Source organism: Tenacibaculum sp. SZ-18, from assembly GCF_002813915.1.
Lineage (GTDB): Bacteria > Bacteroidota > Bacteroidia > Flavobacteriales > Flavobacteriaceae > Polaribacter.
This window is the reverse complement of sequence record NZ_CP019335.1, coordinates 971,054-992,555: the sequence shown is the minus strand read 5'-3', so window position 1 is coordinate 992,555 and position 21,502 is coordinate 971,054. Positions and strand designations below refer to the sequence as shown.

15 protein-coding genes are annotated in these 21,502 nt (G+C 30.6%); 7 read left to right on the top strand and 8 right to left on the bottom strand.

The window, feature by feature from the left end; translation table 11 throughout:
• The first annotated feature begins 21 nt into the window (after positions 1-21).
• Entirely contained in the window at positions 22-4,875 is a 4,854-nt protein-coding gene (locus BTO06_RS04530) for a DNA repair ATPase (protein WP_100924165.1), read from the top strand.
• Positions 4,876-4,877: 2 nt separating this feature from the next.
• The gene (locus BTO06_RS04525) at positions 4,878-5,363 is read left to right on the top strand and encodes a hypothetical protein (protein WP_100924164.1); all 486 of its coding nucleotides are present in this window, start codon (positions 4,878-4,880) and stop codon (positions 5,361-5,363) included.
• A 7-nt stretch (positions 5,364-5,370) separates the two neighbouring features.
• On the opposite strand, the gene BTO06_RS04520 is transcribed toward BTO06_RS04525, so the two are convergent.
• The 7 genes from BTO06_RS04520 to BTO06_RS04490 form a co-directional block, all read right to left on the bottom strand.
• Positions 5,371-5,793, bottom strand: a complete 423-nt coding sequence (locus tag BTO06_RS04520) for a secondary thiamine-phosphate synthase enzyme YjbQ (protein ID WP_100924163.1) — start codon at positions 5,791-5,793, stop codon at positions 5,371-5,373.
• 136 nt (positions 5,794-5,929) lie between these two features.
• Positions 5,930-8,749, bottom strand: a complete 2,820-nt coding sequence (locus BTO06_RS04515) for an InlB B-repeat-containing protein (protein ID WP_100924162.1) — start codon at positions 8,747-8,749, stop codon at positions 5,930-5,932.
• Between the two features lie 105 nt (positions 8,750-8,854).
• Entirely contained in the window at positions 8,855-9,595 is a 741-nt protein-coding gene (locus BTO06_RS04510) for a LytR/AlgR family response regulator transcription factor (protein ID WP_100924161.1), read from the bottom strand.
• Between the two features lie 36 nt (positions 9,596-9,631).
• A complete protein-coding gene (locus BTO06_RS04505) occupies positions 9,632-12,556 on the bottom strand; it encodes a sensor histidine kinase (RefSeq protein WP_100924160.1) in 2,925 nt (974 codons plus the stop codon).
• 54 nt (positions 12,557-12,610) lie between these two features.
• A complete protein-coding gene (locus tag BTO06_RS04500) occupies positions 12,611-13,804 on the bottom strand; it encodes a S41 family peptidase (RefSeq protein WP_100924159.1) in 1,194 nt (397 codons plus the stop codon).
• 175 nt (positions 13,805-13,979) lie between these two features.
• Positions 13,980-15,887, bottom strand: a complete 1,908-nt coding sequence (gene dnaK / locus BTO06_RS04495) for a molecular chaperone DnaK (protein WP_100926710.1) — start codon at positions 15,885-15,887, stop codon at positions 13,980-13,982.
• Between the two features lie 158 nt (positions 15,888-16,045).
• A complete protein-coding gene (locus BTO06_RS04490; protein WP_100924158.1) occupies positions 16,046-16,654 on the bottom strand; it encodes an NUDIX hydrolase in 609 nt (202 codons plus the stop codon).
• Between the two features lie 7 nt (positions 16,655-16,661).
• On the opposite strand from BTO06_RS04490, the gene pyrE reads away from it, so the two are divergent.
• Both pyrE and BTO06_RS04480 read left to right on the top strand, forming a co-directional pair.
• Positions 16,662-17,303, top strand: a complete 642-nt coding sequence (gene pyrE, locus BTO06_RS04485; protein ID WP_100924157.1) for an orotate phosphoribosyltransferase — start codon at positions 16,662-16,664, stop codon at positions 17,301-17,303.
• 23 nt (positions 17,304-17,326) lie between these two features.
• Complete coding sequence (locus tag BTO06_RS04480) at positions 17,327-17,716, top strand: orotate phosphoribosyltransferase (protein WP_100926709.1); 390 nt, start codon at positions 17,327-17,329, stop codon at positions 17,714-17,716.
• Here BTO06_RS04480 and BTO06_RS04475 read toward each other — a convergent pair whose 3' ends face one another.
• A complete protein-coding gene (locus BTO06_RS04475; protein WP_100924156.1) occupies positions 17,717-18,451 on the bottom strand; it encodes a biotin--[acetyl-CoA-carboxylase] ligase in 735 nt (244 codons plus the stop codon).
• An 84-nt stretch (positions 18,452-18,535) separates the two neighbouring features.
• Between BTO06_RS04475 and rsfS the strand changes: the two genes are divergently transcribed.
• The 3 genes from rsfS to BTO06_RS04460 are packed head-to-tail and all read left to right on the top strand — an operon-like array spanning position 18,536 to position 21,500.
• A complete protein-coding gene (gene rsfS, locus BTO06_RS04470) occupies positions 18,536-18,904 on the top strand; it encodes a ribosome silencing factor (RefSeq protein ID WP_100924155.1) in 369 nt (122 codons plus the stop codon).
• A 42-nt stretch (positions 18,905-18,946) separates the two neighbouring features.
• Positions 18,947-20,890: an ATP-dependent zinc metalloprotease FtsH gene (gene ftsH, locus BTO06_RS04465; RefSeq protein ID WP_100924154.1), complete on the top strand. Its 1,944-nt coding sequence runs from the start codon at positions 18,947-18,949 to the stop codon at positions 20,888-20,890.
• A 16-nt stretch (positions 20,891-20,906) separates the two neighbouring features.
• Positions 20,907-21,500, top strand: a complete 594-nt coding sequence (locus BTO06_RS04460; protein WP_100924153.1) for an LUD domain-containing protein — start codon at positions 20,907-20,909, stop codon at positions 21,498-21,500.
• Positions 21,501-21,502 lie beyond the last annotated feature (2 nt).

Below are 21,502 nucleotides of genomic sequence, written 5' to 3'. Positions count from 1 at the left end.
CAATCCAGACGCTAAAAATATATGGAAAACCAAAACAATCAACAATTAGACGGAGGAACCTATGAAATCATTCAAGGTAGATTGCAAAAACAAAAGCAAGAACTACAAAGTAGATTACATAAGTTAAATGATGCTAGAAAACATGTTTTTGGTAATGTAGAAACCAAATTAATTGCTAACGATAGAATTAATACTGAAAATAACTGTATTGCCAGAGATATTGTGTCATTTGGTAATACTTCAATTTTCGGATATAACGTACACTTTGGATTACGAACAGACATCAAATTATCGGATGTATTTAGTGTTTATGAATTCAAAGAAAATCACTTTCATTTACAAACGCTCGACTTAATAAATGACGACCTTTTTATAAATGATTTCACCAACCTTTACAAGTACTATCGTAATACGATCTTCTCTAAGTTCGCCATTGTTGGAAACTACCTTCATATGGTATTTCAACTTAGCGAAAATACCAATGACATAAAAACCTTTAAATGGTTAATCAACGATAATTCACTTCAATATGTTGACAACCGAAGTGAACATGAATATAAATTTCCAACACAACACGAATTCCAGTGGCAAGAAGTTACTAGAGATATGCATCGCTATGGAACACATTCGCATATTTCAGTTCTGGATAAAGTTTTTGTTGAAACCATTGGAGGTGATTTAACCATTAAAATTGAGGACAATACAGACGATGGAAAAGGAATTTTATCTGAACCAGTTGAACATTATGACCAAACTTTAGATGATGGTCAGTTTAGATATGGAGATTTAGGTAATTTAACGACTTTAGAAATTAAACCTTTTCAGGAAGATCATCGTTATTTTGTTTATAATCATAAACTACAAGAAGTTCAAAGAATTGACAGTATAAAAGATACTGCTGTTCAACTTCCGGACGGACATGGAATTATTTTCCCAAATGGTTATTACTTACAAACCGGGGAATACAAAATCTTTGAAAGTGATGTAAAAGAAGTAAAATTTCAAAAGAAAGTTAGTTCTCCTAATGGCGAAGACTTTTTATATGTATTTTATGCTACCATTCGCGGTTTATACATTTTGATGTCATACAACATCATTGAACAAGAAGTAAAAACTCCAATAATATGTAATGGTTTCACCCTACTTGAAAATGGTGAATTATGTTACTTCCGTACAGAAAATGAACAAACAAAACATCATGTAGTGCAAATTTGGCAAACTCCTTATTTAAAAGGAAGTTTTATGCCGTCCCAACACACTGATACTTTATTATTTAAAATTGGGAATAAAGACATTGTAAGAGCCATGGCTGAATGTCATGAGTTAATTAACCTCTTAAACAAAGAGGATAATTATACTGGCTTATATAATGATATTGCAAAAATATCGAAAGATATAAATGACACTTATTATTGGCTTCCTGAAGAAGAAACGCATCAATTAAATGAACCAATTCTTCAAATTAATGAAGCCGCTAATGCTGCTATTGAAGAATTTGAAAAAGTAGTTCAATTAAAAAAACAGGCAGAAAAAGCTACTCAAGAAATCAATAAGAAATCTGATGAGCTTTTCAGTAAAATAAGAAGTACTTCTTTTAAATCTATTGATGACTTTGTTGGGTTGTTAAGTCAACTTAGAAGTTTACGTGGTGAAGTAATTAGTTTGCATGATGTTCGATATATTCAAAAAGAACATTTAGAAGCACTAGAAGAACAAGTTGCAGAACAAAATAACTTAATTTCGAAACGTTGTATTCAATTTTTACTGAATGATAAGGCACTAGCTCCTTATCATAAGAGAGTTTCAGAAAAAGAAAAAGCTTTACCTGAAATCAAAAAAGTCGTTGATGCAAAAGCTTTAGAAAAAGAAGTAAATCAAATTACTGCTGATTTGGAAATGTTAATTGATATCGTTTCAAATCTTGAAATTGAAGATACATCTCAGTCAACAAAAATAATTGATAACATTTCGTTGATTTTTGCCACGTTAAATCAATTAAAAGCAGGAATTAAAAACTCAATTAAGAGTCTTGGTAGTTCTGAAGCGAAAGCAGATTTTGTTGCGCAATTAAAATTGATTGATCAAAGTATCATCAACTATATTGACATGGCTACAACGCCAGAAAAATGCGATGAATTCTTAACTAAAACTGCCATTCAATTAGAAGAATTAGAAGGTAAATTTGCTGATTTCGAAGAATTTATTGGTCAAATTATTGAAAAACGTGAAGAAATTCACGCTGCTTTTGACACTAGAAAGAATAACTTAATTGAAAAAAGAAATAAAAAAGCCGTTGCTCTTCAAACTGCATCAGAGAGAATTTTAAAAGGAGTTGCAAAAAAAGCCCAGAGCTTCGATACGGTTGAAGATATTAACGGTTATTTTGCTGCTGACTTAATGATTAACAAGGTAAGAGACATTGTTAATCAATTAAAAGAATTAAATGATGCCGGAAAAGCTGAAGCAATAGAAACTCAATTAAAAGTTGCTAAAGAAGATGCACTAAGAAAATTAAAAGACAAGCAAGAATTATATGAGGATGGTGAAAATATAATCAAACTAGGAAAACATAAATTCGGCGTAAATAAACAAGTATTAGACTTAACCATTGTTTATAAAGATGAAGAGCTTTATTATCATTTAACAGGTACCGATTTTTATGATACCATTGATAATGAAATCTTACTACAATCAAAAAAATATTGGAATCAAGAGTTAGTTTCAGAAAACGGTGATGTTTACAGAGCAGCTTATTTAGCTTATAAAATTTTCAAGAGTAAACCTGAATCTGAATTATTAAATAAAACAGTAGAACAATTACTTGAAGTTGTACAAAAAGAAAGTAGTAACTTATATTCTGAAGGATATGTAAAAGGAGTTCATGATGTAGATGCTAGTCAAATATTACACACACTTGTTCATAAACATCATGAGTTAGGATTACTTACCTTCTCTCCTACTGTTAGAGGATATGCACAGTATTTTTGGAATTCTTTGGAAGAAGAACAACAAACATTACTTAATTCTAATATAAAAGCTTCTGGAGAAGTTTTAAGTGTTTTTCCAGATAGTGAATCGTATTCATTTATCATCGAAAACCTGAGTGAAACAATTGCAATTTTTGCAGAGAATTCTAAACTTTTCAGATCTGAAAATTCTACTGAAATTGCACACTATTTATTTGATGAACTGAAAGCGAATAACACGTTTCAATTAAGTACAGATGCCTTTAGCTTAAAAGAAGATTTTATCAAAACTTTGAAAAAACAAGATGCTTATCACAAGTTTAAGAGCGGGATTGATAAAATTGAAAACTATACAGATAAAATAAACTTAGCAAAACAATGGATTGCTTCTTTTCTTTCTACAAAAGATAAAAGCACACTATCATACATCGATGAAATGGTTTGTATTTCATTATTTGAACACGAATCAAATTCTGAAATTAAAGCAGTTCATCCAATAGAAAATATTGAAAACTTAAAAGGAGATCACAACTCTCTTGTTGAAGGAGTTTTTAAATTTAATTACCATGAATTTATGCAGAAACTTGAACATTTCGTTTCTGTAGAAGTTCCAAGCTATATTCAATATAAAGAAGCAAAACAAGAGGTAACAGATCGGCTAAAAGAAGATTTAAAGTTAGAAGAATTTAAACCTAGAGTTCTATCTTCTTTTGTTAGAAATAAATTAATTGATCAAGTTTACTTTCCTTTAATCGGAGATAATTTAGCGAAACAACTTGGAACAGTTGGTGACAACAAACGTACCGACAGAATGGGAATGTTATTATTAATTTCTCCTCCAGGTTATGGTAAAACCACTTTAATGGAATACATATCAAATCGATTAGGTTTGGTATTCATGAAAATTAATGGTCCTGCTATTGGTCATGAAGTAACTTCGGTCGATCCAATGTCCGCTAATAATTCAGCATCTAGAGAAGAATTAAAAAAGTTGAACTTGGCTTTTGAAATGGGCGATAATGTGATGTTATATTTAGACGATATACAACATTGTAATCCTGAATTTTTACAAAAGTTTATTTCATTATCTGATGGAACTCGTAAAGTTGAAGGTGTTTTTAACGGTAAACCGAAAACATACGACTTACGTGGCAAGAAATTCTGCGTAATCATGGCTGGAAATCCATATACAGAAAGTGGAGATCGTTTTCAAATTCCAGATATGTTAGCTAACCGTGCAGATATTTATAATTTAGGAGACATAATTGGAGATACAGCGCATTTATTCAAATTGAGTTTAATAGAAAACTCATTAACATCAAATCCTGTTTTACACCAATTAAGTAGTAAATATTTTGAAGATGTATATTCTTTAATTGATAAAGTTGAAAATAATACAGGTGATGTTGATTTGAAAGGAAATCACACGAAGCAGGAAATTCAAGATTACACATCTGTTTTAGAGAAAGTAATTACGGTTCGCGACACAGTTTTAAAAGTAAATCAAGCTTATATTCAATCTGCCGCAATGGAAGATCAATATAGAACCGAACCTTCTTTTAAATTACAAGGATCGTATCGTGATATGAATAAATTAGTTGCGAAAATTGTTCCTATTATGAACAATGATGAATTACAACGTTTACTATTATCGCATTACGAGAGTGAATCACAAACTTTAACCTCAGCAGCCGAAGGAAACTTATTGAAATATAAAGAGCTTATAAATAAACTTTCAGAAGAGGAAAGCGCTCGTTGGAATAATATTAAAGAAATCTTCTTGAAAAACAATAAACTGAAAGGCTTCGGAGACAAGAATGAAATGGCTCAAATATTAAGTCAAATGATGGCTTTCTCTGAAAACTTAGAAGGAATTAAAGAAGCACTTCAAAAAGGATTAGAAAAGTAAATATGGTTTCAGAAAACAGAAAAAAGCAATTGTTATACAATTGCTTTTTCCTTCTTATAGGATTTTTAATTATTTATGATTATTCGTATTACGATAAAATTAAACATGAGAAAATAACCAAAATTACTGTTCAAAGAGATGTCCCAAATCACTACAATAGATCTCACAATGAAACTAGGAAATACTCCTACGAAATTTATACTGAACATAATAATTTTTATTGCTCTTCAGACTTTGCTTTTTCCGTTAACGAACGAGAAGATATCATAATTTATGAATCTGCATTATTTGGTGAAGTGAATTATTATGAAGCAACCAAAAACGGTACAACAGAACATAATACTTTTAGAGAGTTTTATGGATTTCAATTTCCGTTATGCATGCTCATGGCCATTGTTATTAGTTATTTCTTTCTGAGTAAACTATATGTAATTGACCTTGTCGCTAAAGTTTTTCTGCTTGTTAACTTATTATATGTTATTTTCTGAAATTCCCCTACACTCCAAAAACAGTAATTATAACTTTTCTGTTTCCTCCATAATTTCTGTGTTCTCCTAAATAAATTCCTTGCCATGTTCCCAAATTCAATGTCCCATTCGTAATTGGAATCGTTACTTGACAACCAAGCATTGAAGATTTAATATGTGCTGGCATATCATCTGAACCTTCATAATCGTGTTTGAAATACGGCATATTTTCAGGGATCATTTTATTAATATGTGTTTCAAAATCCATACGCACCGTTGGATCAGCATTTTCATTGATAGTCAGACTTGCAGAAGTATGTTTAATAAAAGCTTGAAACTGTCCGATTGTTATATTTTCTATTTCAGGAACTATATTCTCTATAAGATGAGTAATTAAATGATACCCCCTTTCAAAACGAGGTAATGTAACTTCTTTCTGGTAAAATTTCATATCATAAAAATAAAAAACCTGAGGTAAATACACCTCAGGTTAAATATTTAAAATATGCTAAACATGATATAAAAAATAAGTCCATACAACACGAAAATTAAAATTTCGAGTTGGTACTTTTTAATCTTTCGCATATCTACATTTTAATAATTCTTCTTGATGCAACTCTTCCCTCCTCATTTGTTACCATTAACAAATAGACTCCATTTACTAATTCAGAAATATTCACCTTTGTCTCTTTTGTTTCAATAACTTTTTTACCTAGTAAACTATAAATTACCACTTTCTTAATTTGGTACTCATTGACTATTTCAATATTCAATATATCAGTAGCTGGAATTGGGTACACCTTTACTTCTTTGTTAAATTCTAAGTCAACTACGCTAGCAGTAACTGCACTGAACATTGCTGTAACTGTTTTATCAGCATCCATTGTAATCGTTAATGGATTTGTAGTTCCTGTTACATCTCCACTCCATCCATCAAATTGATAACCTGAAGCTGGTGTAGCTGTCAATTCAATTGAAGTTCCATCATTATAAATCCCATTAGTAAAATTTGGATTTGTAGAAACTGTTCCATTCACAGCATTTATTGTTAAATATCTCGGTAAATAACTCGTTGCTCCAAATTCATAAGCTCCTATATCAACAGTTGTATTATGGATTCTAACTTTACCCAATAAATCAGTTACAATTCCAGTAGGGATTTTTGTATTATCACCACTATCCACAGCAGGTGACACCGTCTGAAGGGTAAAATCTCCGTTTACTGCATCAGTAAATAAAGGATCAGAATTAGAGCTATTGATTACATTTCCCATTGGAATATTAGAAAAATTATTCTCGTCAATACTATTACTCACCGATATTCCTGGAGCTATACTTGAATCTGTTCTTCTACCAAAGGCAAGTGATGTATTACCACTATTATCTGTATTTCCCCAAAAAATATTATTTGCAATATTAATTGTTCCGAAGGTTCCATTTTCCTGACTTAAACCTACAGTAGCGAAGTCTGAACTCCCTGTTCCTTCATTTCTATTATTTACAAAAGTATTATTTACAATTGTAGGCGAAATAACACTTCCTGTATTAAAAGCTCTTAACCAAATAGCACTTAACCCTCTTCCTAAAGCTGAACCATTATCTTCTGTTCTATTGTTTTCAAATAGTGAATTCGAAATAGTAAAATTCATACTTGTATTATCTCCTGGAGTAGCAAATAATGCAGCAGCTACATTTGTACTAACATTGTTTTTGAAAATACATGAATCAACATTATAATTTTGTACTGAACTACCGGAAACACGAGAATATAAAGCTCCTCCGATGACACCTGCATTTTCCTCTAAACGAGAGTTTCTAATCGTAAATTTATCAATATTACTGGTTATGTATATTGCAGCACCTAGCCTGAAATCATTAGCGCCATTGGCATGTCCTCCAGAAATTGTAACTCCATCTAGTAAAACATTATCGCCTCTAATATCCACTACATGATAACTATTATCTGAACGATCTGGTTTATTTACAAAAATACTTCCGTTATCGTTTCCTTGAAGATCACCGCTTAAAATGGTTCTATTAACGTTATGAATCAAAGAATTATCTCTAGCTGATAAAGAGATCTCTGTTCCATCAAATCCACCATAAATTTTTACATTTTCAGTATTTATTGTAAATGGATTAGTTCTATCAGAAGAATCAGGCGTATAAGTTCCTTTTGCTATCCAAATTTCTTCTCCATCTAATGCTACAGTTAACGCATCTTGTATATCTGTATAAGCATTTGTCCAATCTGCCCCATCATTATTTCCTACTGCGCTTGCATTAACATATAATATACTAGTTCCGGAAATTTTTGCTTCAGACCATCCCAAATTTGGATCATTACAGTTTTGATTTTTAACATAAAAGAAGTATCTCACAGGATCTAAACCTGAAATTGATGTTGTACCCGACGGGTTCGCCGAAATAATTGTTGCATTACTAAAAGGTTCAGAACTCTTATGATAAGCTATATTAAAACTACCTGAGCCATTAATTACTAATTCTACGTTATTATTTGATGTACGTGTAATTGTAAAATCGGTAGTTGGGAAAATCAAACAGTCTTCATTTTCTCTATAAATATTTTGAATTTCAGCAGCAGATAAAATTCTATTATGAATTGCAAAATCATCAAAACTATCTGAATAATAGGTACTGCTAGAAAGTGAAGCTGAGCGAACTTGAAATAAGTATGAAGATAAATCTTCATCAAACGATATATTAGGATCAAAACTTAATACTGGACCAATATTTTCTGAGTTATCTAAAATCCCGTCTACATAAATCGAACTTGAAAAAACTGTTGTATTTTGATATACAGCAGAACCAGTAGAAGTGATATCAGCTCGAATAGTAATAGTTACATGATGCCACTGATCATCTGCTATATTAGTATTAGAAAAATTAGTACGCCTTATATATCTTCTTCCTCCTGAAACTATATTATCAATTCTTCCAAAAATATATTGAACCCCAATTTTTCCGTTTTTCAATATAATAGCTAAACCCTTCTCTCCACTTACCGGACTTGTTGAGAATTCTGCATTTGACTTATTAGATTTATCGTATAAATTTCTTGCATTACCATCATTTGTATTTGTCTTCATCCAAAAACTAAAACTTAAAGTATGATCGTCTCCAATTGATTGATACGAGGTAAAATTAGAACGACGTATTTTGGCAGACTGATCATTTTCAATAGCACTAACCGAACTTCCAAAACGATCATTAATACTTTTTGGTAAGGATCCAGCCGTATTAGTTAATGAAGCACCACTTGATACTTCATCGTTTAAACTTCCGTTGGTAAATTTATAATGAGAAATTAAACCGCTTGAGGGAACTTGGGCAGTAATTGATATTGTTATAAAGAATAACAATAATGAAAGTAATTTTTTAAACATAATAACATTCAATTAAATATATTTTACAGTGCAAAAGAATGTTATCGGTTATGTTCGATTTACTTATTACTTCCGAATGAACATTTATTGTTTCCTAAAGGACATTTATGAAGAAAAAATTGTCTCAAAAGAATCTTTATATCCTCGACTTACAGGTATTATCTCTCCTGTAGTTAGCTCAATTTGTTTTTCACGTTTCGAATACAATTCAATATGTTCTGTATTCACCATCCAAGATCTATGAACTCTCACAATGGTTCCATCATCTTGAAATAAACTTTCGTAGTGACTTAATTTTTTTGAGGCCACGTATTGCTTTCCTTCAATAGTTCGTATAATTGAATAAACTCTATCTGCCTGAATACAAATAATCGTGTTGATGTTCAGAATGACATAGTCGTTTTTATAAGGTATCGCAATCTTCTGCAGTTTTTTCTTATTCTCCTTTAGTAGTTGAATTCTATCATTCGACTTTCTAAAGTTCAAACTCTCTTCGACTTTTTTAACTGCGTTTTGCAATAATTCAATATCAATAGGTTTTAATAAATAATCAATTGCAGAAACCTGAAAAGCCTTAATAGCATAATGATCATAAGCTGTTATAAAAATAACATAAAAATTAACTTCCTTGAATTCTTTGAAAAGCTGAAAGCCATTCTTTTCTGGCATTTCAATATCTAAAAATACTAAATCAGGTTGATTCTTTTTTATAACATTGACAGCCTCATCTACGTTAGAGGCTTCACCAACTATATCTACCTCTTTACAAAAATCATCCAATAGATATCTTAAGTTTTCTCTAGCATTTAACTCGTCATCTACTAAAACTGCTTTTAAACTTTTCATCTTTTTACATTCAAAATGTTTATTACAAGCCAATCCCTAAATAAAATAAGGAATTTTAATAATCACTGTAGTTCCTGAATCTACCATTGGGTACTCGACTCCAATATCAGTATTATAATATTCACGCAAAAACGAAAGTCTTTCCCGAATTGATTCTGTAGAAAACGACTTCTTCTTTACCTGATTTCTTTTTTGAATTTGTTCAGCTTTTTCAATTCCAATTCCATTATCTGAAATTTTACTTACCAAAACTTTGTCTTCTAGGTAGAACTCGATTTCTAATTTTCGAATACCATCTTTTTTATGAAGTAAACCATGTTTAATTGCATTCTCTACATAAGGTTGAATAATCATTGTTGGAATTTTAACTTCCTCCACATTGTCACCTACATTGATATTATACTTTAATGTTTCCTTAAAACGTAGACTTTCTAAATCTAAATAACGTTTAATTAACGAAAGTTCCTTTTCAAAAACCACAAACGTTTTTGTACTTAAATGAAGATTCTCACGAATAAGCGTTGAAAATTTAGTCAAATAGTTATATGCCTCTTTTTTATCATTTTTTAAGATTAAATTCTGAATAGAATTCAACGCATTAAAAGTAAAATGGGGATTCATTTGAGATCGTAAAGTTTCTAGTTTAGTTGATACTAATTCTCGTTGTAATCTTTCTTTCTCTAATGCCGCTTTTTGAGTTTCTCTTATTGTTTTTATGCGTTGATTAAAGCGATACCAAACAATTAAAACTCCAGACAAAAAAATTAAAAACACAAACCACCATTCTTTATAAATTGGCAATGCTATTGAAAAAGTGACAGTCTTAGAAAACTCATTTTTTGGATCATCTATGGAAGTCGCTTTTAAAACAAATTTATACTCACCCGAAGCGAGATTATTAAATGTTATTTGGTTTATATTTTGATCTAATAAATTCCATTTTTCCTTCATTCCTTTGTCGATCAACTGATACCCATACTGAATATTTTCTTCTGCTAAAAACCCATTAATTTGAAAGTCGAACTGTATTTTATTCTCATCAGATTTCAACTTATAATTACTTTCAATTTTCTTATTTATATCATTTACAGAAATGTTAGTGAAATAAAATTTAAGTGTATTTGCTCTTTTAAATATCTTATCTCGATCAACCTTTATCACTCCCTTATTAGAACTAAAAAATAACTTGTCTTCAAAGGGGATAATATCAGTAATATCATAGGAATTTATGCCGTCCCTCCTTGTTAAGTTTCGAAACTTTCTAGTCTTTGTATTTAAAACCTGAATTCCATTAGTTGTAGATATCCATAAATTATCACCATCTCCTTTGATCTCTCTTGTTAGATTAGACAACAAACCATTACTCATGGTGTAATTAATCGATATACTATCATTTTGAATTCCGAGAATTCCATTTTTAAAAGTAGATAACCAAATTATCCCGTTTTTAGTTTCCCCAATATCAACTGTAAAAATGTCTTTTCCTTTATGTAAAAGATGTACCTCTTTGTTTTCTTTATCATAAATCCTAGTTCCATTTACAAATCCAACATATTTCTTATTATTCTTTTCACTGAAATGGGTCGTGTAAGCACGAATTTTCCCTAATAAAACTTCATTTATTTCTTTTGGCTTTAAAGAAATAAATGAAGCTTTATTGTAACATGCTAATAATATTTTGTTGGAAGAAACGAATGAAAAATCTTTAACACCTTTAAAGTAACTACTCTGGATTGGTTTACTGCTGTAATCGTTAATATCAATTAAGGCAGTATGAGATTTATAACCTACAAGTATACTATCTTTATTAATAGCTGAGATTGCAAAAATCTTTTGTTCTTTTAGATGTGGCAAGGTTTCACTTCTATTGGAATTAATGTTTACAATTTGAAGATTTCCTTTAGATGAACCGAAAATAATTTTATCATTCCCGATTTTGCTCATAGCAGTTATATTCGCTTCTTTAAAATCCAACTCAAGCTTTTTTAAATTAATATTTGGAACAATAAAAATCCCATTTCTTAAGGTTGTAAACCAATAGTTATTATTTCTATCTTTTATTATTTTGGTGATTGTTTTTCCCTTAAAAAAATGATCCTTAATTATCAACTCTTTATTTTGATAATCACAAACGTAAACTCCATCTTCTGTTCCTAACCATAATAAATCTTCATAGATGTAATAATCAATGATATTCTTAGAAAACTTTAATGCATCAGGTAACTTCACTCCTACTAGCTTATCATCCATTTCCATAACCATAGTATTTCTTTCTCTCGTTGTATTTGTGGTTAGTTGCTCATATCCTAAAAAGAAACGCTTTCTTTTAAATGGAATAAAACTCCAATAGATATTATAATAATCGGAATACAATTTATTTTTAAAAGACTTCTGGAGATTAAATGATTCACCATCATTTGATATAAATTTCTGTTCTTCTATAATGTGAAAGAGTGCATCATTCTCTTTATAAGTAGAAATTGTCTTTTTATTATCACTAATTTTTTTAATTGAATTTGCATCTTTCAAATCGACTAAAATAATCTCACGGTAATAATAAATAACGAGTTTATTCTTAAAGAAAATAAAATTGGTTAATTGACCCTTTGCTTCTTTTTTAAGATCCTTAAATAAATGAAGAGAATCATTTTCTAAATAAAAAAATTGTCCTGATATATTATTACACCAAACCCTACCTTCGTCGTCTAATTTTATACCGAAAACAGATAAACCTCTTTTATCTGGATGTGTGTAATTTTTAAATCTCTTACCATCATATCGAAACAATCCTTTATCAGCAGCCAACCAAATAAATCCTTCTTTATCTTCAACCGCTCCATAGAATTCAATATCTGGTAATCCATCTTTTTCTGTTAATTGAATTGAAACTGGATTTTGTGAAAATGTTTCTACAAAAAATAAGAATAAAATATAAAATAGATATCGTGTTACTTTATTCATAATTACCAAAACTACATTTTTTAGTTTGATTCGTTATGATGAAATTTTTATGTTCTAGTTTTCATTGATTTGTAATAATAAATGATTCAATCTTTCTTCCCTTGAATTAGCTTTAATAAATATATCTGGCGTCGTTTTCATTTCTTCATTTGCACTTCCATCTGAATTTAATCCCATTTCTCCGGTAAATCTAATCACAATACCACTATTAGGAAGTGTCAATAAAAGAGGATCAGTTCCAACTCCATCTCCATTAGTTCGCTCTCCTACAACTTTTCCTATTTTAGTTGTTTTAAAAAAATGAGCTAAAGCTTCAGCACTTGAATAAACATCTTTATCTACCACTAAAAATACATTCCCTTGATACTTTTCCTTAGACTTAGGAATTATTTTTGCTTCTGTTGAATAAATTAAATATTCATCCGATATTATTTCTTGAGGAACTTGATTTAAATCTAAATCTTCATAAGAGTAGATTTTCTCAAAATAACTTGGCTTAAATTCCCTTATCCTTTTAGAGTTTTTAAAAGCATAATTGACCGTATACTTTACGGTATCTTTAATCAAATAATTTACCATATTATCCGACCAATAACTTGTATCTCCTCCTTCATTGCCTTGAATATCGATGATTAAAGTAGAATAATTAATAAGTTTTTTTTGAAAAAACATTTTTAATCTTTTAGCATCTTCCTTTATTAAATCATAGCTAAAAGATCTGATTTTAATAATAGCAATAACATCTTGCTCTTCAATAGTTAAATTTGATTCTTGTTTTGTTTCGCCTAAATCTTCACTTATAGCTTCTATTTCATACAACTCTTTATCTATTAAGCTCCAATAATTAGTTTTAATAGTGTCTGTCTTTTCTAACTCTTCAATATAAGATTTGTAAAGTCCATACTCTCTAAAACCTATCTGATAAGCTTTCAAAAAATAATTGTAATTTAAAGTAGGATAAATGTCGGTATGATCATTATTTAAATCATCTAAAATGCTATTTAAAACTTTTAAAAAATCATTGTCATTTTTAGTTTTTAATATTTGATCTTGATAAATGTTTCTGCGAGATAACCAATCTATATTATTTAGTCTTTCATTAATATGAAAATATGGATAGGATTCTTCGAGTTCCTTATATAAAAAATCAAAATCTTCAAGTTTTTCTTGAGAAGTTAATTGCGACTTATCCTTTTCGCAACCTAAATTAAATATAACAACCAAGAGAAACACCATTAATTTCTTCATTATTAAAGTGATTATTTGAACTAATAAAATCTTAATAACTAAAAAATGAATCAACAAAAGCTTTATATGTTTCCCAATGATAAATTTATGCTTCCCAAAAGCTATTTTTTGTTCAAAAAAAAGATTGTTCTAAATTAGAACAATCTCTTTTTTTTGATGTTATAACAGTTGTGAATTACTTCACCTCTTCAAAATCTACATCTTCAACGTTGTCACTTTCAGTATCAGCTGAAGCGCCTGCGTCTGGACCTGGTTGTGCTCCTGCATCACCTCCTGCTTGCTGTTGTGCAGCATACATTTCTTCTGAAGCTGCTTTCCAAGCTTCATTGATTTTTTCCATTGCAGTATCTATAGCAGCTAAATCTTTACTCTCGTGAGCTTTCTTTAACTCTTCTAGAGCGCTTTCAATCGGAGCTTTTTTATCTGCTGATAATTTATCTCCAAACTCTTTTAATTGCTTTTCTGTTTGGAAAATCATAGAATCAGCACCATTGATTTTTTCAATCTCCTCTTTAGCTTTTGCATCGGCATCAGCATTAGCTTCTGCATCAGCTTTCATTCTCTGGATTTCCTCTTCTGTTAATCCTGAAGAAGCTTCGATACGAATATTTTGTTCTTTATTAGTTCCTTTATCTTTTGCAGAAACGTTGATAATTCCGTTTGCATCAATATCAAAAGTAACCTCTATTTGTGGAACTCCTCGTTGTGCTGGTGGAATTCCATCTAAATGGAAACGTCCAATTGTTTTATTATCTGCTGCCATTGCTCTTTCACCTTGTAATACGTGAATTTCTACGGATGGTTGGTTATCTGCAGCAGTAGAGAACACTTGAGATTTCTTTGTTGGAATTGTTGTATTCGCATCAATTAACTTCGTGAATACATTACCCATTGTTTCTATTCCTAACGATAATGGAGTAACATCTAATAAAAGAACATCTTTTACATCACCAGTTAAAACTCCACCTTGAATAGCTGCTCCTAAAGAAACAACCTCATCTGGGTTTACTCCTTTACTTGGGGCTTTTCCAAAAAACTTCTCAACAGCTTCTTGAATTGCTGGAATACGGGTTGAACCCCCTACTAAAATTACTTCATCAATATCAGAAGTGGATAAATCCGCATTTTTTAAAGCTGTTTGACATGGCTCGATAGTTCTTCTCACTAAATCATCAATTAACTGCTCAAACTTAGCTCTACTTAATGTTCTTACTAAGTGTTTAGGTCCTGAAGCCGTTGCCGTAATATATGGTAAGTTAATCTCAGTAGAAGTTGTACTAGATAACTCAATCTTAGCTTTTTCCGAAGCTTCTTTTAAACGTTGTAAAGCCATTGGATCTTGACGTAAGTCCATGTTTTCCTCAGCTTTAAACTCTTCAGCTAACCAATTAATAATTTTCTCATCAACATCATCTCCTCCTAAGTGAGTATCTCCATCTGTAGCTAACACTTCAAATACTCCATCTCCTAATTCTAAAATAGAAACATCATGTGTACCACCTCCAAAGTCAAATACAACAATTTTCTTATCTGAATCAGCTTTATCTAATCCATAGGCCAAAGCGGCAGCAGTTGGCTCATTAATTATACGACGAACTTTTAATCCTGCAATCTCTCCAGCTTCTTTTGTAGCTTGACGTTGAGCATCGTTGAAGTAAGCTGGTACTGTAATTACTGCTTCCGCAACATCCTGCCCTAAATAATCTTCTGCAGTCTTTTTCATTTTTTGTAACACCATTGCAGAAATTTCTTGTGGTGTATATAAACGATCATCAATTTTAACTCTTGGAGTATCGTTATCTCCTTTTACAACATCATAAGGCACTCTGTCTGCCTCTCTTTGAGACTCAGAGAACTTATTCCCCATAAAACGCTTAATAGAATAAACAGTTTTTGTAGGGTTTGTAACTGCTTGACGTTTAGCTGGGTCTCCAACCTTTCTTTCTCCTCCTTCAACAAAAGCGACTACAGAAGGGGTAGTTCTTTTTCCTTCAGAATTAGGAATTACTACTGGCTCGTTTCCTTCCATTACAGAAACACAAGAATTGGTAGTACCTAAATCTATTCCTATAATTTTACTCATAACTTTATTATCGTTTTTTATTTTATTCAAAAATTTTACGATTACAATTTGTCAAAGGTCATGCCAACACATTTTTAAATTAATTTTGACAGTTTTATGAGAAATTCAGTGACAAGCTGACAGTAAAACTTCATTTTAACTGAAATAATAATCATTTTTTATCTACACGATTTAAGATAGTGAGCGTAAACAGCTTTTATATTTTCGTAAGTATTTTGCAAAACTATCTCATTAATTTCTTCAGAATTAAAAAACTTAGCTTTAACAATTCCTTCTTTAAATAAAGGTTTTAGTTCTTCATCGGAACTTGTTTTCATCAAATACCAGTATGTTTTTTTCAATCTATCTCTTCCTTTAGAAGGGTACAAATGATAAGTATTCATAAGAAACTTATCAATTACAACTTTGGAAATCCCACATTCTTCTTTGACCTCTCTTATTGCGGTGTACTCAATATTTTCATTGAATTTTAATCTTCCTTTTGGTAAATCCCATTTTTTCGCTCTAAAAATAAAAAGTATTTCTTCCGTTGGGCTCATAACCAAACCTCCACCTGCTTTCTTTAAATGAAAATCTAAACAAAACTCTTTCCATACCTTACTAAGTAACGGTGTGTAAAGGTAAACTCCTTTGGAATTTCCTCTTTTCACATCTCTTATGAGTTCACTTAAGATAATATCTCTATAATTAAACATGGGATAATCTTCATTTTTTCTTAAAGAAGAAGTAAAGATTAAAGGTCTATCATTCACAAAAACTTTATACATTTGCGGTATGATTTTAAACAAAGATACTGCAAAAAAAACCGCTGAACTTTTATTACAGGTGAAAGCAATTAAATTAAGTCCGAATGAGCCTTTCACATGGGCCTCTGGATGGAAATCACCGATTTATTGTGATAATAGAGTTACATTATCTTATCCCCCTGTCCGTAATTTTTTAAAAGAGAAAATTGCAAAATTAGTTGAAGAAAAATATGGAAAACCAGATGTAATTGCTGGAGTGGCCACAGGAGCCATTGCCATTGGAGTTTTGGTTGCTCAAGAATTAGGAGTACCTTTTGTTTATGTGCGACCAGAACCTAAGAAGCACGGACGTAAAAACCAAATAGAAGGTCATTTAGAAAGCGGACAAAATGTAGTTGTTGTTGAAGATTTAATTAGTACCGGAAAAAGTAGCTTAAATGCAATTAAAGCACTAAAAGAATCAGGAGCAACAGTAAAGGGTATGGTTGCTATTTTTTCTTATGGATTTTCTATCGCTACGGAAGCTTTTGAAAAATTTCATTTAGACTTCACCACTCTAAGTAATTATGAAGAATTATTAGAACAAGCTTTAGAGAGCAATTACATTAACGAGAAAGAACTAATCACACTTGAAAGTTGGAGGATAAATCCTAGCGAGTGGAAACAATAAATAGGAAAACAAAACACTTAACAATGAACATAGAAGGAAATAATATCACTGTAAATAAATCTCAAAAAGATTTATTTAACTTCCTAACTCAACTTGAAAACTTCGAACAGTTAATGCCAATAAATACTGAAAAGTTTGAAGTAGATGGGGACTCTTTTATTTTCGGTTTAAAGGGAATGCCCGAAATCCGTTTAGTCATGAAAGAAAAAACTGAATTTTCTAATGTTACTTTAGGCGCTGCAAGTAGCAAATTACCTTTTACCTTAGCTGCTGACATCAAGGCTGTATCTGAAAATCAAAGTAAGGCTCAATTAAAATTTGATAGTAGTTTTAATCCTATGATGGCTATGATGGTAAAAAAACCATTAACAAGTTTTATTAACACACTTACTGAAAATTTAGAAAAATTATAATTAAGCAAATGAAACTTCTTTTAAAGCGAATTCCCTAATAGTTTCATCACTTAACTCAATTTGGAGCTTACCATTTGATGTGTTTACTCCAACTATTTTACCCATAAATAAAACATTTTGAGTGTCCTTAAACATACTTGGAATGTTTTTTTTATATAACACATTTAAATATGCAGATTCTAAAACTTCAAATTTTTTATCTTTCAAGATATTTATATTCATTCTTAATTTAGAAATAATTTGTTTCAACAATTTATCTAAATCAAAATTCTTATTTAACACCATTTTCAAAGATGCCGCATCTGCAAGCTCTTCTGGAAAACTTTCTTGATTTACATTTAAACCTATCCCAATAATTGAAGCTTTTATGGATTTTCCTTTTAAAATATTCTCAATTAATATCCCACAAACTTTCTTTTTCTCTGACAGAATGTCGTTAGGCCATTTAACTGCCAATTTTGGCAAATCATATCCAATCAATACTTCATACATTGATAAAGCCACTGCATAATTTAAAAAAGTTTGATCTCTAATTTCAAAATCATCAAACTTTACATATACACTAAACATAAGGTTTTTATAGGGTTGAGACACCCAAACGGTATTCATTTGACCTCTCCCTAAGGTTTGTTTTTCAGCCATCACAACAGTAAAGTCATCTAGACTAGAATCAACTGACAATTCTTTTAAAAATGAATTTGTTGAGGCAGTGGCATTGAGTTTGATTAAATGCATATATATTTATTATAAGAACTCGTATTAATAATACATAAATTACTCGCAAAAAAATAATAACTTTGCTAAAACTAAAAATTTTTAATGACAAAAAAACAAGCAAGTACAGACGAATTAATCGCTTCGATTATTAAGGGGATAGATGACGTAAAAGGTGAAAATATTCAACTTTTAGACTTGAGAGAAATTGAAAATACCGTTTGTGATTATTTTGTAATTTGCACAGGAAATTCAAATACACAAGTTAACGCTATATCTGGTTCGGTTCAAAAAGTAGTTAGTAAAGAACTTAAAGATAAACCTTTTAATGTTGAAGGTCAAGGAAACTCAGAATGGGTTTTAATGGATTATGTGAATGTTGTTGTTCATGTTTTTCAAAAACACGTTAGAGATTATTATGACATTGAAAGTCTTTGGGGGGATGCTAAAATTACCGAAATAAGCCCCGCATAATCCTTTATAATCCTTTATAATCCTTAAATTCTCCAAATTCTTATGAACGAAAAGAAAAAAAATAACCCGAAGTTTACACTAAATTCTTATTGGATTTACGTGCCTCTTATATTATTCTTCTTAGCAATGGGACTTTTCAACCAAGGAAACACCAATGCAAAAGAAATTACAAGTAATGATTTCACTGAAATGTTGAATGATAATGACATTGAAAAAATCATTATCTATAATAAATCTATCGCTGAAATTTACATCAAAAAAGATGTAGCGAAAGAGAAAGAAAAATATTCAAAAAACAAAAAGGAAAACTTATTTAGTCAAAGTACTAATGTGTTTGAATATTACGTTGGTGATTTACAAAATTTTGAAAATCAAATAAACGAGGCCAAACAAAAAAACAATTTAAGTTTGTCTTATAGGCATAAACCTAGAACAAGTATATTGGATACTATATTTAGTGCTTTACCTTTTATCCTTTTAATTGCTATCTGGTTGTTTTTTATGAGAAGAATGTCAGGTGCTGGGGGCGCTTCTGGTGGTGGCGGACAAATTTTTAATATAGGAAAATCTCGCGCTAAACTATTTGATGAAAACACCAAAGTTAAAACTACATTTAAAAATGTAGCTGGTTTAGAAGGAGCGAAAGAAGAAGTACAAGAAATTGTAGACTTCTTGAAAAACCCTGAAAAATACACAAAACTAGGTGGTAAAATTCCTAAAGGAGCTTTACTGGTAGGACCTCCTGGAACAGGTAAAACATTACTAGCTAAAGCTGTTGCTGGAGAAGCTGGTGTACCTTTCTTCTCTTTATCAGGATCTGATTTCGTTGAAATGTTTGTGGGAGTTGGAGCTTCTCGTGTAAGAGATTTATTCAAACAAGCAAAACAAAAATCACCTTCTATTATTTTCATTGATGAAATCGATGCAATTGGTCGTGCTCGTGGAAAAAATAGTATGACTGGTGGAAATGATGAACGTGAAAACACATTAAATCAGTTATTAACTGAAATGGATGGTTTTGGAACTGAATCTAATGTAATCGTATTAGCAGCAACTAACCGTGCTGAAATTTTAGATAAAGCATTAATGCGTGCTGGTAGATTTGATAGACAAATTTATGTTGATTTACCAGATTTACATGAGAGAAGAGAAATATTTGAAGTACATATTAAACCTTTAAAATTAGCTGATGATGTGAACTTAGAGTTCTTGGCGCAACAAACTCCAGGTTTCTCAGGAGCAGATATAGCAAATTTATGTAATGAAGCTGCTTTAATTGCCGCAAGAAATAATAAATCTGCAATTCATCACCAAGATTTCATGGATGCCGTTGATAGAATTGTTGGAGGTTTAGAAAAGAAAAATAAAGTAATTACTCCTAAGGAGAAAAAAGTAATAGCATATCACGAGGCTGGTCATGCTACGGTAAGCTGGATGTTAAAATATGCCGCGCCATTAGTAAAAGTCACAATTGTTCCGAGAGGACAATCACTTGGAGCAGCATGGTATTTACCAGAAGAAAGAAAGATTGTTCAAACAGAACAAATGCTTGATGAAATGTGTGCTACGATGGGTGGTAGAGCAGCTGAAAAGTTAATCTTTAATAAAATATCTACTGGTGCTTTAAGTGATCTCGAAAAAGTAACTAAACAAGCTCGTGCAATGGTTACTGTTTACGGATTAAATGAAGAAGTTGGTAACGTAACATATTATGATTCATCAGGAAACGATTCGTTCGTAAAGCCATACAGCGAACAAACTGCAAAAGTTATTGACGAGGAGATTTCAAAAATTATTGAAGGACAATACAACCGTGCTATCGAGATATTAGACCAAAATAGAGATAAGTTGGATATACTAGCCCAAAAACTTCTTGAAAAAGAAGTTATCTTTAAAGATGATTTGATAGAGATATTTGGGAAGAGACCTTTTGAAAAACAAAACACTCTTCCCAATCCAAAAGACACAAGTATAAACCAAGAATAAGAATCATAACTTTTTAATGAATTTTTTAAGAAAGTTCCTTGGCTCACAAAAAGTTTCTTCCAAAGAAAGTTTTATTAGGAAACAACCTGTAAAACTATCTTTGGATGATTTATTTGTAAATCATTTCATTAATAAGGGAGGTAAATTTTTATACTGTACAAAAATTGAGGAAGTGATTGAAAATTTACAGAATATTGTAATAGAAAATAATTGGAAAACGATTTCATGTAATGATTTAGATTTATTGAAATTGAGTAAAAAGTTAGACATTTCGATTCATGAATCTTTAAAAGATGGTTATCCGTTATTTATTTCTTGCGAACATTTAATTGCTAATACAGGAGAAATATTATTTTCTTCTAATCAAATTGGAAGCCACAAACTAGCAACATTATCGGATAACTTTATCGTTTACGCTACAACTAGTCAACTTGTTAAGAATATTAGTGAAGGACTAACCGGTATTAAAACTAATTTCAGAGGTAATATTCCAACAAATATTAGTTCTATTAAAAACTATTCTTTAGCGGTAAAAGATCCAGACGATATCTTAACTTACGGTAATATAACCTCAAAGAATCTATATCTTATACTATTTGAAGACTTATAGAT